The sequence below is a fragment of the Acinetobacter sp. Ac8 genome, from assembly GCF_055392545.1.
The window spans coordinates 3465537-3486124 of record NZ_AP043689.1; the positions used below are offsets into that span (position 1 = coordinate 3465537).

The following is a 20588-nucleotide window of genomic DNA, read 5'->3' on the forward strand; positions in this document are numbered from 1 at the left end:
GGCTTTGTAACAGTCTTTGCCTCAACTTGCTTCTCTACAGGCACTTTTTCTTTAAGCTGTTTTGCTTCAAGCGATTTGTCTTGTGCTGTATTCGATTGAGTCACCTGTTTAATGTCTTCAACTGTAGTTTGGGTTGAGTTTTGCTCTACGCTTTTCTCTTTAGGCAGCGTAGCTAAAGTTGTTTCTGTTGTCATCTTGATTTACTCGCAGCTTATTTGATGTATTTGTTAAATAATGGATATCCAATACCCAGCGCTTTTGCATATAAGGTGGGTGATGCACGTTTTAATATCCAAAACAGTTTTGCATCTGGCTGAGGAATGGTGTACAGCTTGCCTGCATCCAAGTTATTTAAGGTTTTCATCACCACCTGATCACTGGTGGTAAATGCATGATTCATCAGTAAATCATCTGCTAAACCCGCATAATGACCAGGCAAACGACCATTTTTCATAATATTTGTAGGCACTAATGTTGGACACAGCACATTCACTCGAATGTTGTCACCGCGAAGCTCTGCTGAAAGGGTTTCTGACAATGCCAGCACACTGGATTTTGTTACGTTATAAGCAGTCATTTCGGGAGCTGCTGTATAGCCCGCAGCTGAAGCAACATTGATAATTGCCCCATAACCTTGTTGCTTAAACTGAGGAACAAAATAATGACAACCATGAATAACCCCCCAGAGGTTGACATGCATACACCATTGCCAATCTTCCAGTGACACTTCATCAAACTTACCGCCCAGCCCTACACCCGCATTATTAATGATCAGGCTTACAGGATGATTCATTAATTTTTCGGCTTGTTCTGAAAGTGCTTTTACTTGCTCTTTCACCCCCACATCACATTGCACAGCAAATGCTTTAGCTGAAGTTTGTGATTCAATCAAACTGACTGTTTCTTTGGCTGCATCCAGATTTATGTCAGCACAAACAATTGTTCCTCCGCGTTTTGCAAGTTCCATTGCAAAACTACGTCCAATGCCACTGCCTGCGCCAGTCACGACCGCATAAGCATTTTGGCTCGGCTTAACTTTTTTAGAAAAAATACCCATAAACTTTAAATCCATCTCTTTTAGGTTTTTATGAACGCAATGCAGGATAAAATTCTTTCGTCAAATATGGCGTAAGAAGACCTGTCTTTGGATTCAGCAGTTTCTCTTTGTAATAGTCCAAAAATTCAGATGTATCATGATCATTTGGATGAAAATCGGGACGCAGATAATCAAAAATATGTTTAAAGCTACTGCCGTAAACACCATCTTTTAAGCCAAAGATCAGGCGAAAATTATATGGAATCTCCTTCCAATAACGTAAGCTAATCAGGTTCTTAGGATTTCGATAGAAAGGCACTAAAAATGATGCAGCTGAAATCAGCACCAAAATCGTGATCAATGCGGGAAAGAATCCAGCAATACGTAATAAATAGTTATTGGATAATTCTTGAAACACATCGAAAGCAATATCCTTATGCTCTGATTCTTCAAGCATATGCCACATCCAGATTGCCCGTTGTTTTTCATCTTGCGAACGGAAGAACACTTCTTCATGATTCATCATATATTCTGCAAGTACCGCAGTAAAATGTTCGATACCAGCCATCAACGACAATTTCATCGGTTGTGGAAGACGCTCAAACCCATATTCAAATGCCCAGCCAGCCCAAGTACGAAACAGCTTTACTGGCAAATCACGGATTAAATAAGCGTCGTTTAACTCTTCATGCATTTTTGAATGAATCGCCTCTTGACCAATCAATGAGGTGACACGTTGCTTTAATAATGGATCGGTAATGAAATCACGATGATAACGAGCAGTATCAATCACAAGATCTTCACCACGAGTTAAGAAAATCGACAGTGACGCAAAATATGCACTTGCCAATTCTGCATCCATATAAAATCGATGATCTACTTGCTCTGGGTCAAAATCAAACTTCATATGTCGAATTGGAATAATCGGCGTTTGATTTTCCAGACTGAATGGCGCCGCAGCAAAAACTTTAGCAACGGCTTTCTTAATTGGCTTAGCAAACATAGCTGGTACTCTTTATTCATTTAATATGGCAATCCATTTCATCGTCTTTACGCTGATGAGCTACAGATCGCCTTTTGAGTAAAAACTCTACTTTGATGGCTAAAAATTACGACATGCTTTGTCAATTACCATTGGCACATGCATTCATTCGGTTTGCAAATTATGACAACCTTAGATAATTGTCAGACAATCACTTTTAAGAGTTGCCTCCACTGATAAAGAATGTCCCTTAAAAACAATTTTTATAAAGTGCTTGGTTAAAATCACAGCTTTAAAAAAAACTTTTCCTTCAAAAATTGATGGAAAAGTTCAGTATCGATCTACAACATCGTTTTTATATTGAATAGAAAATTTGAATGCTAAGATTGAATAAAATTACATCCGTAAAGCTGGGGTAAACGCTTTAACAAAATAAGGGGTGAGTGTGCCTGTTTCAGGATCAAGTAATTCTTTTTTGAAATATTCTAAAAGCTCAGTTGTATCATGATCATTAGGATGAAAGTCTGGACGCAAATAATCAAAAATATGGCCTAAACTGCTACCAAAAACACCATTGTCTCGACTAAATAATAAATCCCAACTGCCCTTTGCTTCTTTCCAAAAACTTAGACTAAAGCTATTCATTGGACGTCGTAAAAATGGCAACATCAATGCGCCAGCACCCACGCCTAGACCCAAAGTAATCAACGCAATAAAGAATCCTGAAATTCGTAATGGATAATTTGCAGAAAGCACTTGATAAGTATCATAAGCAATATCTTTATGCTCAGACTCTTCCAGCATATGCCATAACCATAAAGCACGTGTTTTTTCATCAAGAGAATGATTAAAGATGTCCTGATGCGTCATGGCATATTGAGCAAAGACCGCTGTGAAATGCTCAATCCCAGCCATCATTGAAAGCTTTAAAGGCTGTGGGAATTTTAAAAAAGTATGATTAAAAACCTGTTCTGCTAAAAACCGATACAACTGCACAGGTAAATTATTTGGAATCATGGTTTCATTGTATTCTTCATGGACTTTGGAGTGAATTGCCTCTTGTCCAATCAAACTGGTTAGACGCTGTTTTAAAACTGGGTCTTGTATTTGATCACGATGATGTCGTGCGGTTTCGATCACCAGCTCTTCACCATAGGTTAAAAAAATTGACAGTGCGGCAAAATAAGCAGTCGCCCACTCTTTTTGCATAAAAAATTTAACATCCAACTCATCTGGACTAAATTTAAAATTGAAGTGACGAATCGGGATATTCGCAATCTGATCTTTTAAATTAGGCAATCGACTTGGAAAAGCTTTTGCAAACACTTTTTTGACAGGCTTAGCAAGTAACATATGAAGCACCTATTGTTTATTTAGGGATCAAGGATTTGACTGAAAACCAGTTCAAATTCACATTTCAAGTAAAAAATCCTATTTATGTTGGAAAAGTAAGTCATCTGGATTCAAATACCACTGACATTTCAGGTCAATCCATTGGCAATTTATGACTATTCAATAAAGTGTCTGACAAATAAGGGCTGAGCTTGCCTCTACTGATAAATAATGACCTTTGCGGACAAGTCATTAGCTTTGGCTTACTTAAATCATGATTTAATTTTTGGGTGTACCGAACCCTAACTACGGATGTGCTACATAACTGAAATCAGGCAACAAGAAAAGTTTCATGTCAGCATATATATACAATAGACAGCTTTTTTATCGTGATGTATCTGGGCCACAGTTAATCTTTGGGTCAAACTGAATCAGTGCTAAACTTCATGATGTACTTTTTACACAGCACAAAATAAAACAATGTTCAATTTCATTTGGCGCTTTGTACAGCTTCTTCAATTGGATCAATTCAAATATCGTAAATTGACAGATGGCGAAATTCGTATTAGCCAAAGTGTATTTGGAGATTTAATTGACTACAGCCAAGTCAAGGTGATGAATCATCCTTATTTACCATGGCAGCCTGTTGGGATTTTGATGGCGCCCAATGGTTATATTCACTTAAAAGATGCAGACTATTGTGAAGACTTTTCCTGTATGAGCTTGGGTTATCAAGCTGTTTTTATTCATGAAATGGCCCATGTTTATCAATATCAGCGTCATGAGAATGTATTACTTAAGGGGGCGATTTTACAGTCCGCACTTTACCTAAGTTTTGGTAAATATAACCCTTATCGCTACACTCTCATTCAAGGAAAAGCTTATTTTGATTACAATATTGAGCAACAAGGCGATATCGCCAAAGATATTTATTTAAATCGAATTGAAAATATTATTCTGGATAAAAATTCAGTCGATGCTTCAATTTAAGCGCTTTATTTTGATGCTAATTTAAACAAATTAAGTGATACATTTCACAAAAAATATTTAAAGCTGATTTTTTCCAATATAAAATCCAAAAAATAATGAAAAATCACTAGTTTCTATAAAAAAAATACACTAAATTCATGAGGTCATTGATGGTGTACTGAATAAACTTAATGAATCACTAGCTTCTGACGTTTTTTTAGTTAAAATACTCAATGTCTGAAATTTTTGCCTTGCAAGAAAATAAAGATTTTTGATGATTTTTAATGATTTTATAGTTTCGCCCTTTGGCAATTTCTGTGATATCTATATACATATGTTGAATAACTACATTTTAAAAATCAACAATTTGTATATAAATTACCCTATTGGAATAGGATTTGGTTTAAATGAAAAGTTTTAAAATTGCTCTCGCGCAATTCTCTCCATTCATTGGTGATATTGAGTCGAACGTTCAAAAAATGATTGAACAAGCCAATGATGCAAAAAAACAGAATGCTGAAATTGTTGTTTTCCCTGAACTTTCTATAATCGGTTACCCTGCCGAAGATTTGCTTTTACGCCCAAGCCTAGCAAAGCGTACTGCACAAGCTTTCGAGAAACTGTCTACTGTTAAAGACATCGTGATGGTATTTGGTTTTGCCAATCTTACTGACGATGGTCAACGCTACAATGCTGCCGCAGTGATGAAAGATGGACAAGTTTTAGGGGTTTACAACAAACAAAATCTTCCTAATTACAGCGTTTTTGATGAAAAGCGTTATTTTAATGAAGGACATCAACATCTTGTATTTGAGTACTTAGGTCATAAGTTCGGGGTACTGATTTGCGAAGATGTATGGTCTTTAAATACAGTTCAACAGCTTGCTCAACTCAATGTGGAAAGTGTTTTGGTCTTGAATGCTTCTCCTTATGAAGTCGGCAAACCGCAACATCGTATTGAAACATTAAAAGAGTTAGCAAAACAGCTCCACCTCAATGTGGTTTATATCAACCAAGTGGGCGGTCAAGATGATCTCATTTTTGATGGGACCAGTTTTGTCATTAACCATTCAGGTGAAGTTGCATTACAAGCACCAAGCTTTAAAGAAGATCTCTACTTTGCTAACTACCAAATAGAAAACAAAGCCTATCAAGTGGTTGAAACTGCACCAGCATTAAACACTATGGCTGAGATCTATCAAGCGTTGGTTTTAGCAACACGCGACTATGTACAACGCTCTGGTTTCCCTGGTGTGATTTTAGGCCTATCAGGCGGTATCGACTCAGCTTTAACCTTGGCAATTGCAGTTGATGCGATTGGCGCAGATAAAGTTCAAGCCGTGATGATGCCTTATACCTACACATCACAAATTAGTGTGGAAGACGCCACAGAACAAGCAAAACGTATGGGTGTTACTTTTGGTATTGCCGAAATTCATCCTATCGTAAATAGCTTTATGCAGACCTTGTTCCCATTCTTTGGTAACTCACCTGCGGATACAACTGAAGAAAACCTTCAAGCGCGTGCACGTGGTACATTACTTATGGGCTTATCCAATAAGTTTGGTAACCTTGTGCTTGCAACAGGCAATAAGTCTGAGCTTTCTGTAGGTTACTGCACACTGTATGGCGATATGGTAGGTGGTTTTGCTGTACTCAAAGATGTTTATAAAACCATTGTTTTTGAATTGGCTAAGTACCGTAACAGTATTTCTGAAACGCCGGTGATTCCTGAACGTGTTATTTCTCGTCCACCATCAGCAGAACTTCGTCCTGATCAAAAAGACCAAGACTCTTTACCTGCTTATGATGTACTTGATGCCATTCTATACGCATATATTGAGGAAGAACAAAGCCAAGAAGACATCATTGCCAAAGGTTTTGAACGTGCAATCGTGGAAAAAGTCATTCAGCTTGTCGACCGCAACGAATACAAGCGTCGTCAAGGTTCAATTGGACCACGTATCAGCTCACGCGCATTTAGCCGTGAACGCCGTTATCCGATTGTAAATGGCTGGAAAGCAGGTGTATAAGCCTCGTGAATGTGAATAATTCACCTCCACCTTCGAGCTTTGCTCAGGAACTTGCTCAAGCACTCTTGCTTGAGCAAGTTCGCTTTATTAAAAAACAACTCTTAGATCAAAAAAATCCGCAATTTATTCAAAATTTTATTTCCCAAACCTATCAAAATGCAGACAAAATCCTTTTAAAAAATGTGATTCAACTTGAGCAACTGCAGTCTGTGGTGCAAAAATATGCTTTTGAATTGAATTTAGGCGCAGATATTCTTGAATTTATCGGTGTCGTCGCTCAAAAAATTCATCAATATGCCATTCATAGTCAAACCATTTTCAATGATCTACTCTCAGATGAGTCTTTTGAACTGTGGATGTTTAAAATCTTAGAATTAGAACAATTAAGAGACTATATTCAAGAAAACTTACAGCACAACCCGCAGATTCAACAGGTTAGCCTACAGCTTGCCAACCAGATTTTAGAAAGCAACACGCCTTGGCTCAACCAGCTGCGTCAATACACCGTTAAACATAACCGTATTGGCGCGAAAGTCATTAGCTTTATTCAAGATCAGCAACATAATATTGAGCTTAAATTAGAACAGCAACTCGCAACTGCTATCCGTAGCCAACTCAGCAATATCATTCTACTGCCTAATGAAGACCTAGCAGATATCGCTACACATGTTTGGAATGAAGTTAAGCAACGCTCATTAAAAGAGGCTTTCTCTCAAGTTCAATCGATTGATTTTGAAGAATTCTTTATTCTTGTTTATGAAACTTGGAAAGAATTACGTCAAACAGAATATATGCAACAGATTATTTTAAATGTTGTCGAAGCATTTTATGAATACTTTGGCGAATATAGCTTACAAGAATTACTACACTCTGTTGGCTTAGATCAAAACGATTTATTTATCGAAGCAGATCGCTTTGTTCCACATACACTAGGTGCTTTAGATCAGCATGGCTTATTGGATGAGATCATTCAATCCTTGATTGCGCCATTCTACCTTGACTCGCAAACACAAAGATTTATAGAAAATTATTTAGCAGAAAAAGCTTAGGGTCTGTTGACATTTCATAAATGGCTTGCGTTGTAGGTTAAAATTGAGCAGGCAAGGCATGAAACGAAGAGAATAGCGAGACTATTTTCGAGTTTCATAACGAAGGCTGAGATAATTTTAGCCACAACCCTGAGCAAGAACAAAGCACTGCTTTGTTTGCAGCGCAAGGCGCAGCGGAGGACTAGCGTGTTTTTTGCCGCTACGTTGTTACGAACTACTCATTTAGAATAACTAAATTTCGTATTTCGCGCCTAGTATCGCCTAAAAAACACACGTAGTCGCAAACGTAGACGAATTGTCAACAGACCCAAATAAACATTCCACTGGATTTTTTCAGTATTCTAAATATTCATGCCGTGATAATAATTTTTATCTGTATCTAGTGATCTTTTGATGATGCACAAAAAAAGAGACCATGCAGTGAGCATGGTCTATAAAAATGGTGGCTATGACGGGACTTGAACCTGTGACCCCCGCATTATGAGTGCGGTGCTCTAACCAACTGAGCTACATAGCCATAAACTGTGTGCGCATTATCTAAAGTTATCTACCCTACGTCAAGCATTCGAACACACCAATGCTCATACTTTAAGCAATTGATATTTAAATGTTTAAATTTAATACATATTTATGTTTTTATCGAAAAAATCAGCTTAATAAGCAGCATAAATAAGTAAGGAATTAAGCTCTCTCCCCTATTTATCTCTAAAAATCGATAGCAAAAAAAAGAGAGTGGCTTACCACTCTCTATTTGCAACAAGCTCTTCCATTTCAATATCGAGATACCCTTGGTCTTGTACCACCATCATCATTGCTTCAGCAATATAATCAGCTGCAGTACAATCCAAAGAAGAATCAAGATCCTCAAACTGTGGCTTCATTTCATTAATTTCAGTCACAGTCAGTTTTGCCATAGAATAAATTTCTGCATCACTAAAGCTGGTTTTTGCCACTTTTTTAGCAAAATTTTCAATAAGTTGCTTAACCTCAGCAACTAGAATATCTGGATAATATTCATCATCGAACATTGGGAGAAGTAGATCGTTAAACATTGCAACCTAAAATAAAACAGCAATTCACGCGCTTATATAACACAAACCATACAATTCACCAAATTGATCGGGCAATTTAACTGATTAATTTTTCAGATGTAGATGATCTAAATTTTAAAAAAGATCAAACAATATCAGGGACTATTGATCATTCATCATTAAATTGCAGAGCGCATGGCTTGCCATACTTTAATTGCATCCGACATTGCTTTTACATCATGTGCACGCACCATACACGCGCCTTGTTGAATACTGAGCAAGTGTGCAGCAACACTACCTACAGCACGATGATTGGCATCTGCACCATCTAAAGCTTCACCAATGAAGCGCTTACGAGATAAGGCTGATAAAATTGGATAACCCATGTTGTTCAGTTGATAAAACTCATTGAGAAGCTTTAAATTTTGTTGCGCATTTTTAGCAAAACCAAAACCAGGATCTATCATAATATTTTTAGGGTGAATTCCTGCCTGTAGTGCATCATCTACGCGTTGCTGTAATTCAGCAATTACCTCTTGAGTAACATCTTCATACTGGTCAAGATGATTCATTGTAGTTGGCTCGCCTCGCATATGCATAATAATCACAGGAATATTAAGCTCTGCAGCAGTCTCTAAGGCATGTGGACGAGTTAAGGCACGGACATCATTCCAAATATGTGCACCTGCTTTAACCGCCTCACGAATGACTTCGGGCTGTGAGGTATCTATTGAAATAATGACATCCAATTTGGCTAATTCAGCAACCACAGGAACAACACGACGTATTTCTTCGGCAATCTCGACTACAGATGCACCCGGGCGTGTAGATTCACCGCCAACATCAATCACTGTCGCACCATCAGCCATCATTTGCTTGGCATAAGCAACAGCTTGATCTTTTTGATCATGCTTCCCACCATCGCTAAATGAATCTGGAGTGACATTCAAGATACCCATGACATGTGCTTGCGATAAATCCAGACTCAAACGCCCACATTGCAAAATTTGCTTGGGTAGTGGCATCAGTTGCATGTCAATTCTCCGTATTCAATTCAGGCTAGTTTAACAATTCAAATCAATAGCACAGTGATTTTTTTTCATCTGTGAATTTTTTCGTATAAAAAAAGAGCCTCGATTGAGGCTCTTGTTTATTCACTGACTGATCAGGTCGCTGGCAATGGCGGTGGTGTTGATGGACCGTCTGTAGGGGTTACATCAAGCACTGGATTTTCAGCCACATAAACCTTAGGTGGCTGAGGATCACGACCTTCCATGATGTCACGGATTTGATCACGATCAATCGTTTCCCATTCCATCAAAGCTTTTACCATTGCATGTGCAATATCTTTGTTGTTTTCAAGGATATCACGCGCAACACGATACTGTTCATCTAGGATACGACGTACTTCTTGATCAACCTGTTGTTGTGTTGCTTCAGAAATCGTACGGCTACCGACATTTCCGAAGAAACCATTTTGGTTTTCATCTTCATAGACCATCACGCCCATTTTGTCTGACATACCGTACTTGGTCACCATTGCGCGTGCCATTTTGGTTGCACGTTCAAAGTCGTTAGAAGCACCCGTTGACATTTGATCAATGAAAACTTCTTCTGCAATACGACCACCGAATAAGATTGAAAGTTCATTCAACATCTTAGACTTGTAATGGCTGGTTTGATCATGTTCTGGCAACTGCCAAGTTACACCCAAAGCCCAACCACGTGGCATAATTGTTACTTTATGCACAGGGTCAGTCCCTGGAAGAATTTCTGCAACAATGGCATGACCTGCTTCATGATAAGCAGTCGCGCGACGTTCTTCTTCACGGATCACCATCGACTTACGTTCAGGGCCCATGTAGATCTTATCTTTTGCATCTTCAAAGTCATGCATATCGACGGTGTTCTTGTTACGACGAGCAGCAAACAATGCAGCTTCATTGACAAGATTCGCCAATTGCGCACCAGAGAAACCAGGTGTACCACGTGCCAATACTTTAAGATCAACACCTGTTACCGAAGGAAGTTTCTTCAAATGCACTGCCAAGATCTGTTCACGACCTTTAATATCTGGCAGACCCACCATCACTTGACGGTCGAAACGCCCCGGACGAAGTAATGCTTTATCTAGTACATCCGCACGGTTTGTTGCAGCAATGACGATAATCCCTTCATTCCCTTCGAAACCATCCATTTCAACAAGCATTTGGTTGAGTGTTTGTTCACGTTCATCATGACCACCACCTGTACCTGAACCACGATGACGACCAACTGCATCAATCTCATCAATAAAGATGATACATGGTGCATGACGTTTCGCCTGTTCGAACATGTCACGCACACGAGATGCACCCACACCAACGAACATTTCAACGAAGTCAGAACCTGAAATACTAAAGAATGGAACTTTGGCTTCACCAGCAATCGCTTTCGCAAGTAAAGTTTTACCTGTACCTGGAGGACCAACCATCAATACGCCTTTAGGAATTGTTGCACCTAAGCGTTTGAATTTTGCAGGGTCTTTCAAGAAATCAACGATTTCCACAACTTCTTGTTTTGCTTCATCACAACCAGCAACATCGGTAAAGGTCACTTTGATTTGGTCTTCTGAAAGCATTTTTGCTTTAGATTTACCAAAACTCATTGGACCATTTTTACCGCCTGCACCACCACCCATGTTACGCATAAAGAACATGAACAATAAAATAATTAAAAGCACAGGAAAGCTTGCGATGAGAAGTTGCATCAATAAACCTTGACGTTGAGGTGCAGTACCTTCAACAACAACGTTATTTTTGATGAGTGTAGGCATCAATTCAGGATCTTGAACTGCTGGGCGAATACTTTCAAAGTTCGAACCGTTCTTTTTTTCGCCGCTTATTCTTTCACCATCAATTGTGACTTTACTAATTTGACCAGCATTCACCGCTGTGACGAATTCTGAATAATTCATCGCAGAAGGCTTACTGCGGTCACTGAGATTGCTGAAGATTAAGATCAGCACACCCAGTATGACCAGCCACAATACGGCATTTTTGAAGTAATCGCTCAAAGCTTTATTCCCATATATAACTATTTTGATCAGGCTCAATCTTGCTTGATCGTAACAAAAAGCGAGTAATGAATTTCGCAATAAAGGTTAAAAAGGTACAAAATGCACAATTTTTAACAACTTGGCAAGCATTTGTTGGCAATTCATTACGAAGAATGAACATACCTCAAAAACACCAGCTATTGCGAAACTTTTTTACGGCCCTGTCCAATTAAAAAAACTTCTTTTGAACGTGCACGTGAAGCAGCTGGTTTTGCTGTTTTTAACACATCAAAACTATCCACGACTTGCTTTCGGAACTCATCAAAACCAGTTCCTTGGAAAACTTTAACTAAAAACTGCCCTTTTGGTCCAAGAACCTTGTTGGCAAAATCTAATGCAAGTTCACACAAGTAAATCTGGCGAGGTTGATCTACAGCCCTATTACCTGATGTATTGGGGGCCATATCTGAAATTACAACGTCTACAGTGCGTCCATTTAAAATATTTAACAATTTTTCGAAAACTTCTTCTTCTCTAAAGTCACCTTGTAAGAAAGTAACATCAGGTAAAGCATCCATTTCTAAAATATCTGAAGCAATCACTAAACCTTTATCACCGACCAGTTTACCTGCGATTTGCGACCAACTTCCTGGCGCAGCACCCAAGTCAACCACGGTCATCCCTGGTTTAATCATTTTGTGTTTTTCTTGAATTTCAAGAAGTTTATATGCAGCACGAGCGCGGTAACCTTCTTTTTGTGCTTTTTTCACAAAAGGGTCATCTAAATGCTCTCTCATCCACGCACGACTACTTTTGGATAACTTCTGGTTGGTAATGCGTGTAGCCATAACTCTCTTGATCTAAACCGATAACTAACTTCTGATTGTACGTGAAAAAAATTCTCATTGCAGTATTCATATTGATTTAAATCGACAGATATTGATATGTTTTTTTGAATAAGCTTCATCGATTATTTCTACAGAATTTACAGCGTAGTGATATGGCTTTTGTTATACTAAGTCGTTTCTAAAATTAGGTTATCTTTATATGGCGGCTCTATCTATCCAAGAACGTAAACGTTTACGTCAAATCGGACATGCGTTAAACCCTGTTGTAATGCTTGGCGATAAAGGCTTGACTGAAAGTGTCGTTGAAGAATTAAACCGTGCTTTAAATGATCACGAGTTAATTAAAGTCAAGGTTACAGGTGAAGACCGCGAAGCACGTGCTGCAACGATTACTGAAATTGCCAATGTCACTGGTGCGGAAGTTGTTCAAACAATTGGTAAAATTGCATTGCTTTATAAAAAAGCTGCGAAACAAAATCCAAAATTGTCTAATTTAGTTCGCCACGCTCATCTTTCAAATTAAGATTTATTTTCATGGCAAGTTTCGAACTGAATGCATTTGATCGTCGTTTTCAAAGTATCTCCCTAGTTGGTGCGATTGAACAAATTAGCCCATATACACTCAATGTCGGTTATTGGTTAAGAGATCCCAATCAATTCATAATTTATCCTGAACTGGTTACAGCAAATCCACGTCAGGATTTCCTTTGGGAAAATACCTGTTTTGAGATTTTTATTGGTGTGCAAGGTGAAGATTATTATCGTGAAATTAATCTATCCCCTTCTCAAGCTTGGCAAGCTTACCAATTTGAAGAATATCGTTATCCTGAAAATATGCCACCAGTCGCTGCTTATGACATTGAATTAAACCAGTTAAAGCGCACGCATTATGGATTAAATGTCAGCATAGATCTTAGCGAGTTCATGCTTGCCAATAAATTAAAATGGTCAGACTTATTTTTGGGTTTAAGCGCTGTTTTAAATACCACGCAAGGTCAACATTTCTTTGCCATGCAACACAGTGGCCAACAAGCCGACTTTCACAATAAACGTGATTGGTTACATACATTTTAAAATACGCTTATGTAAACTGTGCTTGAAAATAAAAAAGTGAGGCAACTAGCCTCACTTTTTTATTGCCATTTCTCTTTAAAAATGGCCTTCCTCAAAACATAAGCTTTACATATCTTATTGTTTTGTAGTTACTTTATTCCAAACTTCTAAAGTATGATCTTTTGAACGCTTTAAAGTTTCAGTTAACTGTACTTTATGTTTGCTCGAAATTTGTGAAACATCTTCACGAATTTCTTTACCAACTTCAGTTAACTCTTTCACTAAAATGCTTAATTCTGCTTTTAAGAAATCAGCCAATTCAACCAAATCTTTTTGTGAAGTTGAAAATTGTGATTTGATCACATCAAGACGTTGTACCAAATCTTGTTTAAAGTTTTGTACTTGATCTTGAACTTGCTCAGTTAATTGCTCTGATTCTGCTTCAAGTTTAGTTTTAGTTTCGGTAACCGCTTCAGCAACTTTTTGCTGTGCTTCTTTACCTAACTTCTCTAAATTTTCTGTAGTTTCAGTCACAACTTCTTTCAAAGCCGCAGTCTCTTTTGTTACTTTATTTGTAACAGTTTCTTTAGATATAGTCATATTGATTCCCCCTGGAATGTGAGTCAATAAGATACATTGAAAGGATAAATTTTAGATTTTGATTTGTCTGACAATATTTAAATACTTACAATTTCAAACAATTCACTTTAAAAGCAGAATTAATGCTAAATAGCAAGGTATTTATCTTAGATTATCCCTCGAAATAAAATAGACTTTCGAGAGGCTCATGCGTATAATGCGCTGTTAAGTTACAAGCGAGCAGACAAGAGGAGGGTAGGATTTAGTAAGCCTTCCTTTTTTTTCGTCTACTCGCTTTTTTACAGCCCTATTTTTGTGGTTTTAGTTCAGGAGCTATGGTTTGAGCACCCCCGCCATTTTAGCCCTTGCTGACGGTACTGTTTTTAAAGGTACATCGATCGGCGCTACGGGAAGTACGACTGGTGAAGTCGTTTTTAACACTGCCATGACTGGTTATCAAGAAATTTTGACCGACCCTAGTTATGCACAGCAACTTGTAACTTTAACTTATCCTCATATCGGTAATACTGGTTGTAATGAAGAAGACGCTGAATCAGGTCGAATTCATAAAGTTTGGGCGAATGGTTTAATCATTCGTGACCTACCGTTATTACACAGCAATTTCCGAGCTACTCAGTCTCTTGGCGAATATTTACAACAACATAATGTCGTTGCCATTGCAGATATTGATACTCGTAAATTGACACGTATTTTACGTGACAAAGGCGCACAAAACGGATGCATTCTTGCCGGCGATAATATTACTGAAGAAGAAGCTATTGCAAAAGCACGTGCCTTTGGTGGTCTAGATGGTTTAGACCTTGCGAAAGAATGTTGTGACCCAGAAGGTTTTGAATGGACCGAAGGCTCATGGACATTGGGCCAAGGCTTTTCTCAACCAGAAGCAAAATTTCATGTTGTTGCATACGATTATGGTGTCAAAACCAACATCTTACGTATGCTTGCAGACCGCGGATGTAAATTAACTGTTGTTCCTGCACAAACACCTGCTGAAAAAGTATTGGCGTTAAATCCAGATGGCGTATTTTTGTCAAATGGACCTGGCGATCCAGCAGCATGTGATTATGCAATTGCGGCAGTAAAAACCATTGTTGAAACTACAAACCTACCTGTTTTCGGTATTTGTTTGGGTCATCAAATTCTAGCTTTAGCTTCTGGCGCTAGAACTGTGAAAATGCCACATGGTCACCACGGTGCAAACCATCCTGTACAGAACCTTGAAAATGGTACAGTGATGATTACTTCTCAAAACCATGGCTTCGCAGTAGATGCAGAAACTTTACCTGCAAACCTCAAAGCTACGCATAAATCTTTGTTCGATCAAACCTTACAAGGTATTCATCGTACAGATAAACCTGCGTTTAGCTTCCAAGGTCACCCTGAAGCAAGCCCTGGTCCACATGACTGTGCCCCATTGTTCGATCATTTCATCGAACTTATTGAAGCATCTAAGAAGTAATTAAGGAAGCGATCATGGCTAAACGTACAGACATTAAAAGCATCTTAATTATTGGTGCGGGTCCGATTGTCATCGGGCAAGCATGTGAGTTCGATTACTCAGGTGCGCAAGCATGTAAAGCCCTTCGTGAAGAAGGCTACCGTGTTATTTTGGTGAACTCTAACCCAGCCACCATTATGACTGACCCGACTATGGCAGATGCAACGTATATCGAACCGATTACGTGGCAAACTGTTGCACAAATCATTGAGAAAGAACGCCCAGATGCGGTTCTTCCAACAATGGGTGGTCAAACGGCATTAAACTGTGCATTGGCACTTGATGCCAACGGTATTTTAGAAAAATACAATGTTGAATTGATTGGTGCGACCAAAGAAGCCATCGAAAAAGCGGAAGATCGCAAACTTTTCGATATCGCAATGCGCAAAATTGGTTTGGAATGCCCACGTGCTGATGTTGCAGAAAGCATGGAACATGCGCTTGAAATTCAAGCCCGTTTCGGCTTCCCTGTGATTATCCGCCCATCATTTACAATGGGTGGTTCAGGTGGTGGTATCGCCTATAACAAAGAAGAATTCATTGAAATCTGTGAACGCGGTTTCGATCTTTCTCCAACCAAACAATTATTGATTGATGAATCATTAATTGGCTGGAAAGAATATGAAATGGAAGTTGTTCGTGATAAAAACGACAACTGTATCATTGTATGTACCATTGAAAACTTCGATCCAATGGGTGTGCATACAGGTGACTCCATTACTGTTGCACCTGCACAAACTCTGACAGATAAAGAGTTCCAATTACTGCGTAATGCTTCTTTAGCAGTGCTACGTGAAATTGGTGTAGAGACAGGCGGATCAAACGTTCAGTTCGGTATCAACCCGAAAGATGGCCGTATGGTTGTGATCGAGATGAACCCTCGTGTATCTCGTTCTTCTGCGCTTGCGTCTAAAGCAACAGGTTTCCCTATTGCCAAAATTGCAGCAAAACTTGCAGTGGGCTATACCCTTGATGAATTGAAAAATGACATCACTGGTGGAACAACACCTGCATCGTTTGAACCTGCAATCGACTATGTTGTAACCAAGATTCCTCGCTTTAACTTCGAGAAATTCCCACAAGCTGATGCAACTCTCACAACACAGATGAAATCTGTGGGTGAAGTCATGGCAATTGGTCGTAACTTCCAAGAATCTGTACAAAAGGCACTTCGTGGTCTTGAAGTCGGTGCTTGTGGTTTCGATGAGAAAATTGCGGTGGGTACTGAAGGCGCGAAAGATAAAATCTTGGTAGAGCTTAAAGTGCCAGGTCCTGAGCGTATTTGGTATGTTGCTGACGCATTCCGTCATGGCTTCACATTAGATGAAGTATTTGCTGCAACCAATATTGATCGTTGGTTCTTGATTCAAATCCAAGACATCATTCAGTCTGAAGAGCAAATCAAAACTTTAGGTTTTGGTGATTTGAACGCTGACAATATCCGTGCATTTAAACGTAAAGGCTTATCTGATTTACGTATTGCAGACTTGATGGGTATTTCGCAGAAGCAATTCCGTAAGCACCGTTGGAACTTGGGTGTATACCCTGTTTACAAACGTGTAGATACCTGTGCAGCTGAGTTCGAGTCAGATACTGCTTACATGTACTCAACTTATGATGACGAATGTGAGGCGAATCCATCTAACCGTGACAAGATCATGGTGATCGGTGGTGGTCCTAACCGTATTGGTCAAGGGATCGAGTTCGATTATTGCTGTGTTCACGCTGCCCTTGCAATGCGTGAAGATGGTTATGAAACCATTATGGTTAACTGTAACCCTGAAACGGTTTCAACTGACTATGACACATCTGATCGTTTGTACTTTGAACCGATCACTTTAGAAGACGTTTTAGAAATCGTACGTACAGAAAAACCCAAAGGGATTATCGTACAGTACGGCGGTCAAACACCTTTGAAATTGGCTCGTGCTTTAGAAGAAGCAGGCGCACCAATTATCGGTACGTCTCCAGATGCGATTGACCGTGCAGAAGATCGTGAACGTTTCCAACAGATGATTCAACGTTTGAATCTTCGTCAACCAAGCAACAGCATTGTTAAATCTGCTGAAGAAGGTATGGCTGAAGCATCTAAAGTGGGTTATCCGTTGGTTGTACGTCCATCTTATGTTCTTGGTGGTCGTGCGATGGAAATCGTATACAACGACGACGAACTTAAACGTTACTTGCGTGATGCTGTACAAGCGTCTAACGAAGCACCTGTACTGCTTGACCATTTCCTTGATGATGCAACAGAAGTCGATGTTGACTGTGTATCTGACGGCAAAGATGTGGTGATCGGCGGTATTATGCAGCATATCGAACAAGCGGGTATTCACTCAGGTGACTCAGCATGTTCAATTCCGCCTTACTCTCTTTCTACAGAGATTCAGGATGAAATGCGTCGTCAAACCGTTGCTATGGCGAAAGAGCTTGGTGTGATTGGCTTGATGAACGTACAGTTTGCTGTTAAAGGCAATGACGTTTATATTCTTGAAGTGAATCCACGTGCGTCTCGTACAGTACCGTTCGTTTCTAAATGTATCGGCGAATCATTAGCAAAAGTTGCAGCACGTTGTATGGCGGGTCAATCTTTAGAATCTCAAGGATTCACAAAAGAAATTATCCCAACGCATTTTGCTGTGAAAGAAGCAGTATTCCCGTTCAACAAATTCCCAGGTGTAGACCCGATCCTTGGACCAGAAATGAAATCTACTGGTGAAGTGATGGGTGTTGGTACAACTTTTGGTGAAGCTTTCTATAAAGCTGTGTTAGGCTCTAATGATCGCTTACCGGGTAAACCAACTGAAGGTGAAGTGAAGCACGTATTTATTTCAGTACGTCATTCAGATAAACCTCGTGCCGCGGGTATTGCGAAACAATTGGTTGATTTAGGCTTCAAAATTATCGCAACTGGCGGTACTTATGATGTCATTAAAGACGCTGGTATTGAATGTGAACGTGTGAATAAAGTAACAGAAGGTCGCCCAAATATTGTCGACCGCTTGAAAAATGGCGAGATTCACCTCATTATCAATACTACAGAAGGTAAACAAGCTCAGCAGGATTCATTCTCAATCCGTCGCTCTGCGCTTCAAGGTAAAGTGTATTACACAACAACCTTGAATGGTGCTGATGCTGTATGCCAAGCTTTAGCAATTAAATTGCCAATGGATGTATATCGCTTGCAAGATTTGCAAACACTAGGTTAATTCGTTTCCGATAAGTCCCGCCATCTTATCGGTGGCGGGCTTTTTTCATTTTATAAACCTGTATTTTTAAAATACTGAACTGAGGGACAACAATGCAACGTTATCCTATGACTCCTGAAGGCAAGGTCGCCTTAGAGAAAGAATTGCAACAGCTAAAATCTGTTGATCGTCCACGTATTATTGCTGCAATTGCAGAAGCACGTGAACATGGGGATTTAAAAGAAAACGCAGAATACCATGCAGCGCGCGAGCAACAAGGTTTTTGTGAAGGTCGTATTCAAGACATCGAAGGTAAACTTGGTGCTTGCCAAGTCATTGATGTTAAAGGACTCGAACAAACAGGTCGTGTGGTTTTTGGTGTGACAGTAACCATTGAGAATTTGGATACTGAAGAAAAGAAAACCTATAAAATTGTAGGTGATGATGAAGCTGACTTTAAGATCAATAAGATCTCAGTGAACTCACCTATTGCGCGTGGTCTTCTTGGTAAGAATGAAGGCGACGAAGCCAAAATCACCACACCACAGGGTGAAGTGGAATATGAAGTGGTAAGTGTTGAATATATTTAACACATACTAGGGCTGATGATTCAGCCCTTTTTATTGGGCTAAATATATAAAATGAATAACAAAAACGAATCACTTGTATATTCGGTCATCAATCATTGACTAAGACAAACAGACTCAAAATATTTTATGTCAAAAACTCAAGATATATAGTCAAACCACCTCATTATTAATACAAGTGAAGGGTGACTATAGATAAAAAAATTTAAAGACAGTCAGATCAGAATAACCCTGCATTCACCTAGAAAATAACACTGATCGCATATCCATTTAATCAACATCAAGCATCATCCATACATCGCTCAGATCTTGCGCCAAGCTAAATAAGATGCCTCAGCCATATAGACACCAAGAAAACTAGCAATTATCACCAACTGTTCAAAGTAAATTGCCATTGTTAAATATTTTCTATGCATTACATTGAGGAAAAATTAAAATTCATTGAGGACGAGGATGAAAGCAGGACGAGCAAGTAAAACTGCTGAAGCGGCAGCAGCAATTAGGGCCAATCACCATTTAAATGCCAACGATCCAGTATTCTCTGACCCTTATGCATTTGAAATGACCAATTCACAATGGCGCTTACTTTTAAATAACGCCCTTCTACGTAAAGCGTTAAATTCCAATTTGATGAATCAAACTTTTGGTAAATTAACTGGACAAGTGGTTGGACGTTCTCGCTATACAGAAGATCTTTTAAAGCAAGCGATTGAACATGATCATATTCAACAGTATGTATTGGTTGGCGCTGGTCTAGACTCTTTTGTATTACGCTTGGCCCAGCAATACCCTCAACTCAAAATATTTGAAATTGATCATCCTGATACACAAAGAACCAAATTAGAAAAATTAAAAAAGCTCAGTAATACAGCTGAGCTCCCAAGCAATGTGGAATTTGTAGGGATTGATTTTGAAAAAGAAAAACTGTCTGATGCTTTGGCGCGTAGTGGATTTCAAAATACCCAAGCTGCATTTTTTTCATGGCTGGGCACAACCCATTATTTAACCCCACAAGCAACCCTAGCAACCTTACACAACATTGCATCCTTTACTGGCAAAAATAGCCAAGTCGTGATGGATTATTCGATTGATTATAAAGACTTACAAGGTATTGAGCGTTTGGGTAGCTTCGCAGTGTCACAGTTTACCCGTTTCTTAAAAGAGCCTTTGATTGGTGCGTTTGCTTCGCAAGCATTGCATCATGCGGTTGAAAGGATGGGTTATCAGGTGGTTGAAGATTTATCAGGTAAAGACATTACCCATCGTTACTTTAACCATCGTGCTGATCATATTCGTCATACCCATGCCACGCATTTGATCCATTTAAAAATAGGTTAATACTTGA

Annotated in this window: 17 protein-coding genes and 1 tRNA gene; 9 read left to right on the forward strand and 9 right to left on the reverse strand. The window is 39.1% G+C overall.

Features of this window, described 5'->3' with window-relative positions:
• Positions 1–211: 211 nt before the first annotated feature.
• The 3 genes from ACZ5QH_RS16540 to ACZ5QH_RS16550 all read right to left on the reverse strand — a co-directional run bounded on the left by ACZ5QH_RS16540 (position 212) and on the right by ACZ5QH_RS16550 (position 3371).
• Positions 212–1057: an SDR family NAD(P)-dependent oxidoreductase gene (locus tag ACZ5QH_RS16540; protein ID WP_303576297.1), complete on the reverse strand. Its 846-nt coding sequence runs from the start codon at positions 1055–1057 to the stop codon at positions 212–214.
• Positions 1058–1085: 28 nt separating this feature from the next.
• Entirely contained in the window at positions 1086–2039 is a 954-nt protein-coding gene (locus tag ACZ5QH_RS16545) for a metal-dependent hydrolase (protein ID WP_034612487.1), read from the reverse strand.
• A gap of 375 nt (positions 2040–2414) precedes the next feature.
• Entirely contained in the window at positions 2415–3371 is a 957-nt protein-coding gene (locus ACZ5QH_RS16550) for a metal-dependent hydrolase (protein WP_034612484.1), read from the reverse strand.
• A gap of 459 nt (positions 3372–3830) precedes the next feature.
• Here ACZ5QH_RS16550 and ACZ5QH_RS16555 point away from each other — a divergent pair, with 459 nt between their 5' ends.
• The 3 genes from ACZ5QH_RS16555 to ACZ5QH_RS16565 all read left to right on the forward strand — a co-directional run bounded on the left by ACZ5QH_RS16555 (position 3831) and on the right by ACZ5QH_RS16565 (position 7401).
• Complete coding sequence (locus ACZ5QH_RS16555) at positions 3831–4340, forward strand: hypothetical protein (protein WP_303576298.1); 510 nt, start codon at positions 3831–3833, stop codon at positions 4338–4340.
• A gap of 386 nt (positions 4341–4726) precedes the next feature.
• Positions 4727–6352, forward strand: coding sequence for an NAD+ synthase (locus ACZ5QH_RS16560; RefSeq protein ID WP_303576300.1), 1626 nt, complete (start codon positions 4727–4729; stop codon positions 6350–6352).
• Positions 6353–6357: 5 nt separating this feature from the next.
• Positions 6358–7401, forward strand: coding sequence for a hypothetical protein (locus tag ACZ5QH_RS16565; RefSeq protein WP_303576301.1), 1044 nt, complete (start codon positions 6358–6360; stop codon positions 7399–7401).
• Positions 7402–7841: 440 nt separating this feature from the next.
• On the opposite strand, the gene ACZ5QH_RS16570 is transcribed toward ACZ5QH_RS16565, so the two are convergent.
• From ACZ5QH_RS16570 to rlmE, 5 genes are all read right to left on the reverse strand, one after another.
• Positions 7842–7918 (reverse strand) — tRNA-Met (locus tag ACZ5QH_RS16570).
• A 220-nt stretch (positions 7919–8138) separates the two neighbouring features.
• Complete coding sequence (locus ACZ5QH_RS16575) at positions 8139–8453, reverse strand: DUF5713 family protein (RefSeq protein ID WP_303576302.1); 315 nt, start codon at positions 8451–8453, stop codon at positions 8139–8141.
• 158 nt (positions 8454–8611) lie between these two features.
• Complete coding sequence (gene folP / locus ACZ5QH_RS16580) at positions 8612–9466, reverse strand: dihydropteroate synthase (protein ID WP_004823224.1); 855 nt, start codon at positions 9464–9466, stop codon at positions 8612–8614.
• Between the two features lie 131 nt (positions 9467–9597).
• Entirely contained in the window at positions 9598–11487 is a 1890-nt protein-coding gene (ftsH, locus tag ACZ5QH_RS16585; RefSeq protein WP_004823226.1) for an ATP-dependent zinc metalloprotease FtsH, read from the reverse strand.
• A gap of 179 nt (positions 11488–11666) precedes the next feature.
• Positions 11667–12317 carry a 23S rRNA (uridine(2552)-2'-O)-methyltransferase RlmE gene (rlmE, locus tag ACZ5QH_RS16590; protein ID WP_004717323.1) on the reverse strand — a complete coding sequence of 217 codons (651 nt, stop codon included), beginning with the start codon at positions 12315–12317 and terminating at the stop codon, positions 11667–11669.
• A gap of 199 nt (positions 12318–12516) precedes the next feature.
• On the opposite strand from rlmE, the gene yhbY reads away from it, so the two are divergent.
• Positions 12517–12840, forward strand: coding sequence for a ribosome assembly RNA-binding protein YhbY (gene yhbY / locus ACZ5QH_RS16595; RefSeq protein WP_004717326.1), 324 nt, complete (start codon positions 12517–12519; stop codon positions 12838–12840).
• Between the two features lie 11 nt (positions 12841–12851).
• The gene (locus tag ACZ5QH_RS16600) at positions 12852–13391 is read left to right on the forward strand and encodes a DOMON-like domain-containing protein (protein ID WP_004717328.1); all 540 of its coding nucleotides are present in this window, start codon (positions 12852–12854) and stop codon (positions 13389–13391) included.
• A gap of 114 nt (positions 13392–13505) precedes the next feature.
• Here the strand turns inward: ACZ5QH_RS16600 and ACZ5QH_RS16605 are convergent, their stop codons facing one another.
• Complete coding sequence (locus tag ACZ5QH_RS16605; RefSeq protein WP_004823229.1) at positions 13506–13970, reverse strand: hypothetical protein; 465 nt, start codon at positions 13968–13970, stop codon at positions 13506–13508.
• A 319-nt stretch (positions 13971–14289) separates the two neighbouring features.
• On the opposite strand from ACZ5QH_RS16605, the gene carA reads away from it, so the two are divergent.
• From carA to ACZ5QH_RS16625, 4 genes are all read left to right on the forward strand, one after another.
• On the forward strand, positions 14290–15429 hold the full coding sequence (gene carA / locus ACZ5QH_RS16610) for a glutamine-hydrolyzing carbamoyl-phosphate synthase small subunit (RefSeq protein ID WP_004823230.1): 1140 nt from the start codon (positions 14290–14292) through the stop codon (positions 15427–15429).
• A 14-nt stretch (positions 15430–15443) separates the two neighbouring features.
• The gene (gene carB, locus ACZ5QH_RS16615) at positions 15444–18677 is read left to right on the forward strand and encodes a carbamoyl-phosphate synthase large subunit (RefSeq protein WP_004823231.1); all 3234 of its coding nucleotides are present in this window, start codon (positions 15444–15446) and stop codon (positions 18675–18677) included.
• A 92-nt stretch (positions 18678–18769) separates the two neighbouring features.
• Positions 18770–19246 carry a transcription elongation factor GreA gene (gene greA / locus ACZ5QH_RS16620; protein ID WP_004717337.1) on the forward strand — a complete coding sequence of 159 codons (477 nt, stop codon included), beginning with the start codon at positions 18770–18772 and terminating at the stop codon, positions 19244–19246.
• A gap of 450 nt (positions 19247–19696) precedes the next feature.
• The gene (locus ACZ5QH_RS16625) at positions 19697–20581 is read left to right on the forward strand and encodes a class I SAM-dependent methyltransferase (RefSeq protein WP_303576303.1); all 885 of its coding nucleotides are present in this window, start codon (positions 19697–19699) and stop codon (positions 20579–20581) included.
• Positions 20582–20588 lie beyond the last annotated feature (7 nt).

Bases quoted from the DNA above. Each gene is read 5' to 3' on its own strand.
- ACZ5QH_RS16560 (WP_303576300.1), top strand. From the start codon at position 4,727: ATGAAAAGTTTTAAAATTGCTCTCGCGCAATTCTCTCCATTCATTGGT.
- ACZ5QH_RS16555 (WP_303576298.1), top strand. From the start codon at position 3,831: ATGTTCAATTTCATTTGGCGCTTTGTACAGCTTCTTCAATTGGATCAA.
- ACZ5QH_RS16575 (WP_303576302.1), bottom strand. From the start codon at position 8,453: ATGTTTAACGATCTACTTCTCCCAATGTTCGATGATGAATATTATCCA.
- ACZ5QH_RS16605 (WP_004823229.1), bottom strand. From the start codon at position 13,970: ATGACTATATCTAAAGAAACTGTTACAAATAAAGTAACAAAAGAGACT.
- folP (WP_004823224.1), bottom strand. From the start codon at position 9,466: ATGCAACTGATGCCACTACCCAAGCAAATTTTGCAATGTGGGCGTTTG.
- ACZ5QH_RS16600 (WP_004717328.1), top strand. From the start codon at position 12,852: ATGGCAAGTTTCGAACTGAATGCATTTGATCGTCGTTTTCAAAGTATC.
- yhbY (WP_004717326.1), top strand. From the start codon at position 12,517: ATGGCGGCTCTATCTATCCAAGAACGTAAACGTTTACGTCAAATCGGA.
- ACZ5QH_RS16550 (WP_034612484.1), bottom strand. From the start codon at position 3,371: ATGTTACTTGCTAAGCCTGTCAAAAAAGTGTTTGCAAAAGCTTTTCCA.
- carB (WP_004823231.1), top strand. From the start codon at position 15,444: ATGGCTAAACGTACAGACATTAAAAGCATCTTAATTATTGGTGCGGGT.
- ACZ5QH_RS16545 (WP_034612487.1), bottom strand. From the start codon at position 2,039: ATGTTTGCTAAGCCAATTAAGAAAGCCGTTGCTAAAGTTTTTGCTGCG.
- rlmE (WP_004717323.1), bottom strand. From the start codon at position 12,317: ATGGCTACACGCATTACCAACCAGAAGTTATCCAAAAGTAGTCGTGCG.
- ACZ5QH_RS16540 (WP_303576297.1), bottom strand. From the start codon at position 1,057: ATGGGTATTTTTTCTAAAAAAGTTAAGCCGAGCCAAAATGCTTATGCG.
- ACZ5QH_RS16625 (WP_303576303.1), top strand. From the start codon at position 19,697: ATGAAAGCAGGACGAGCAAGTAAAACTGCTGAAGCGGCAGCAGCAATT.
- greA (WP_004717337.1), top strand. From the start codon at position 18,770: ATGCAACGTTATCCTATGACTCCTGAAGGCAAGGTCGCCTTAGAGAAA.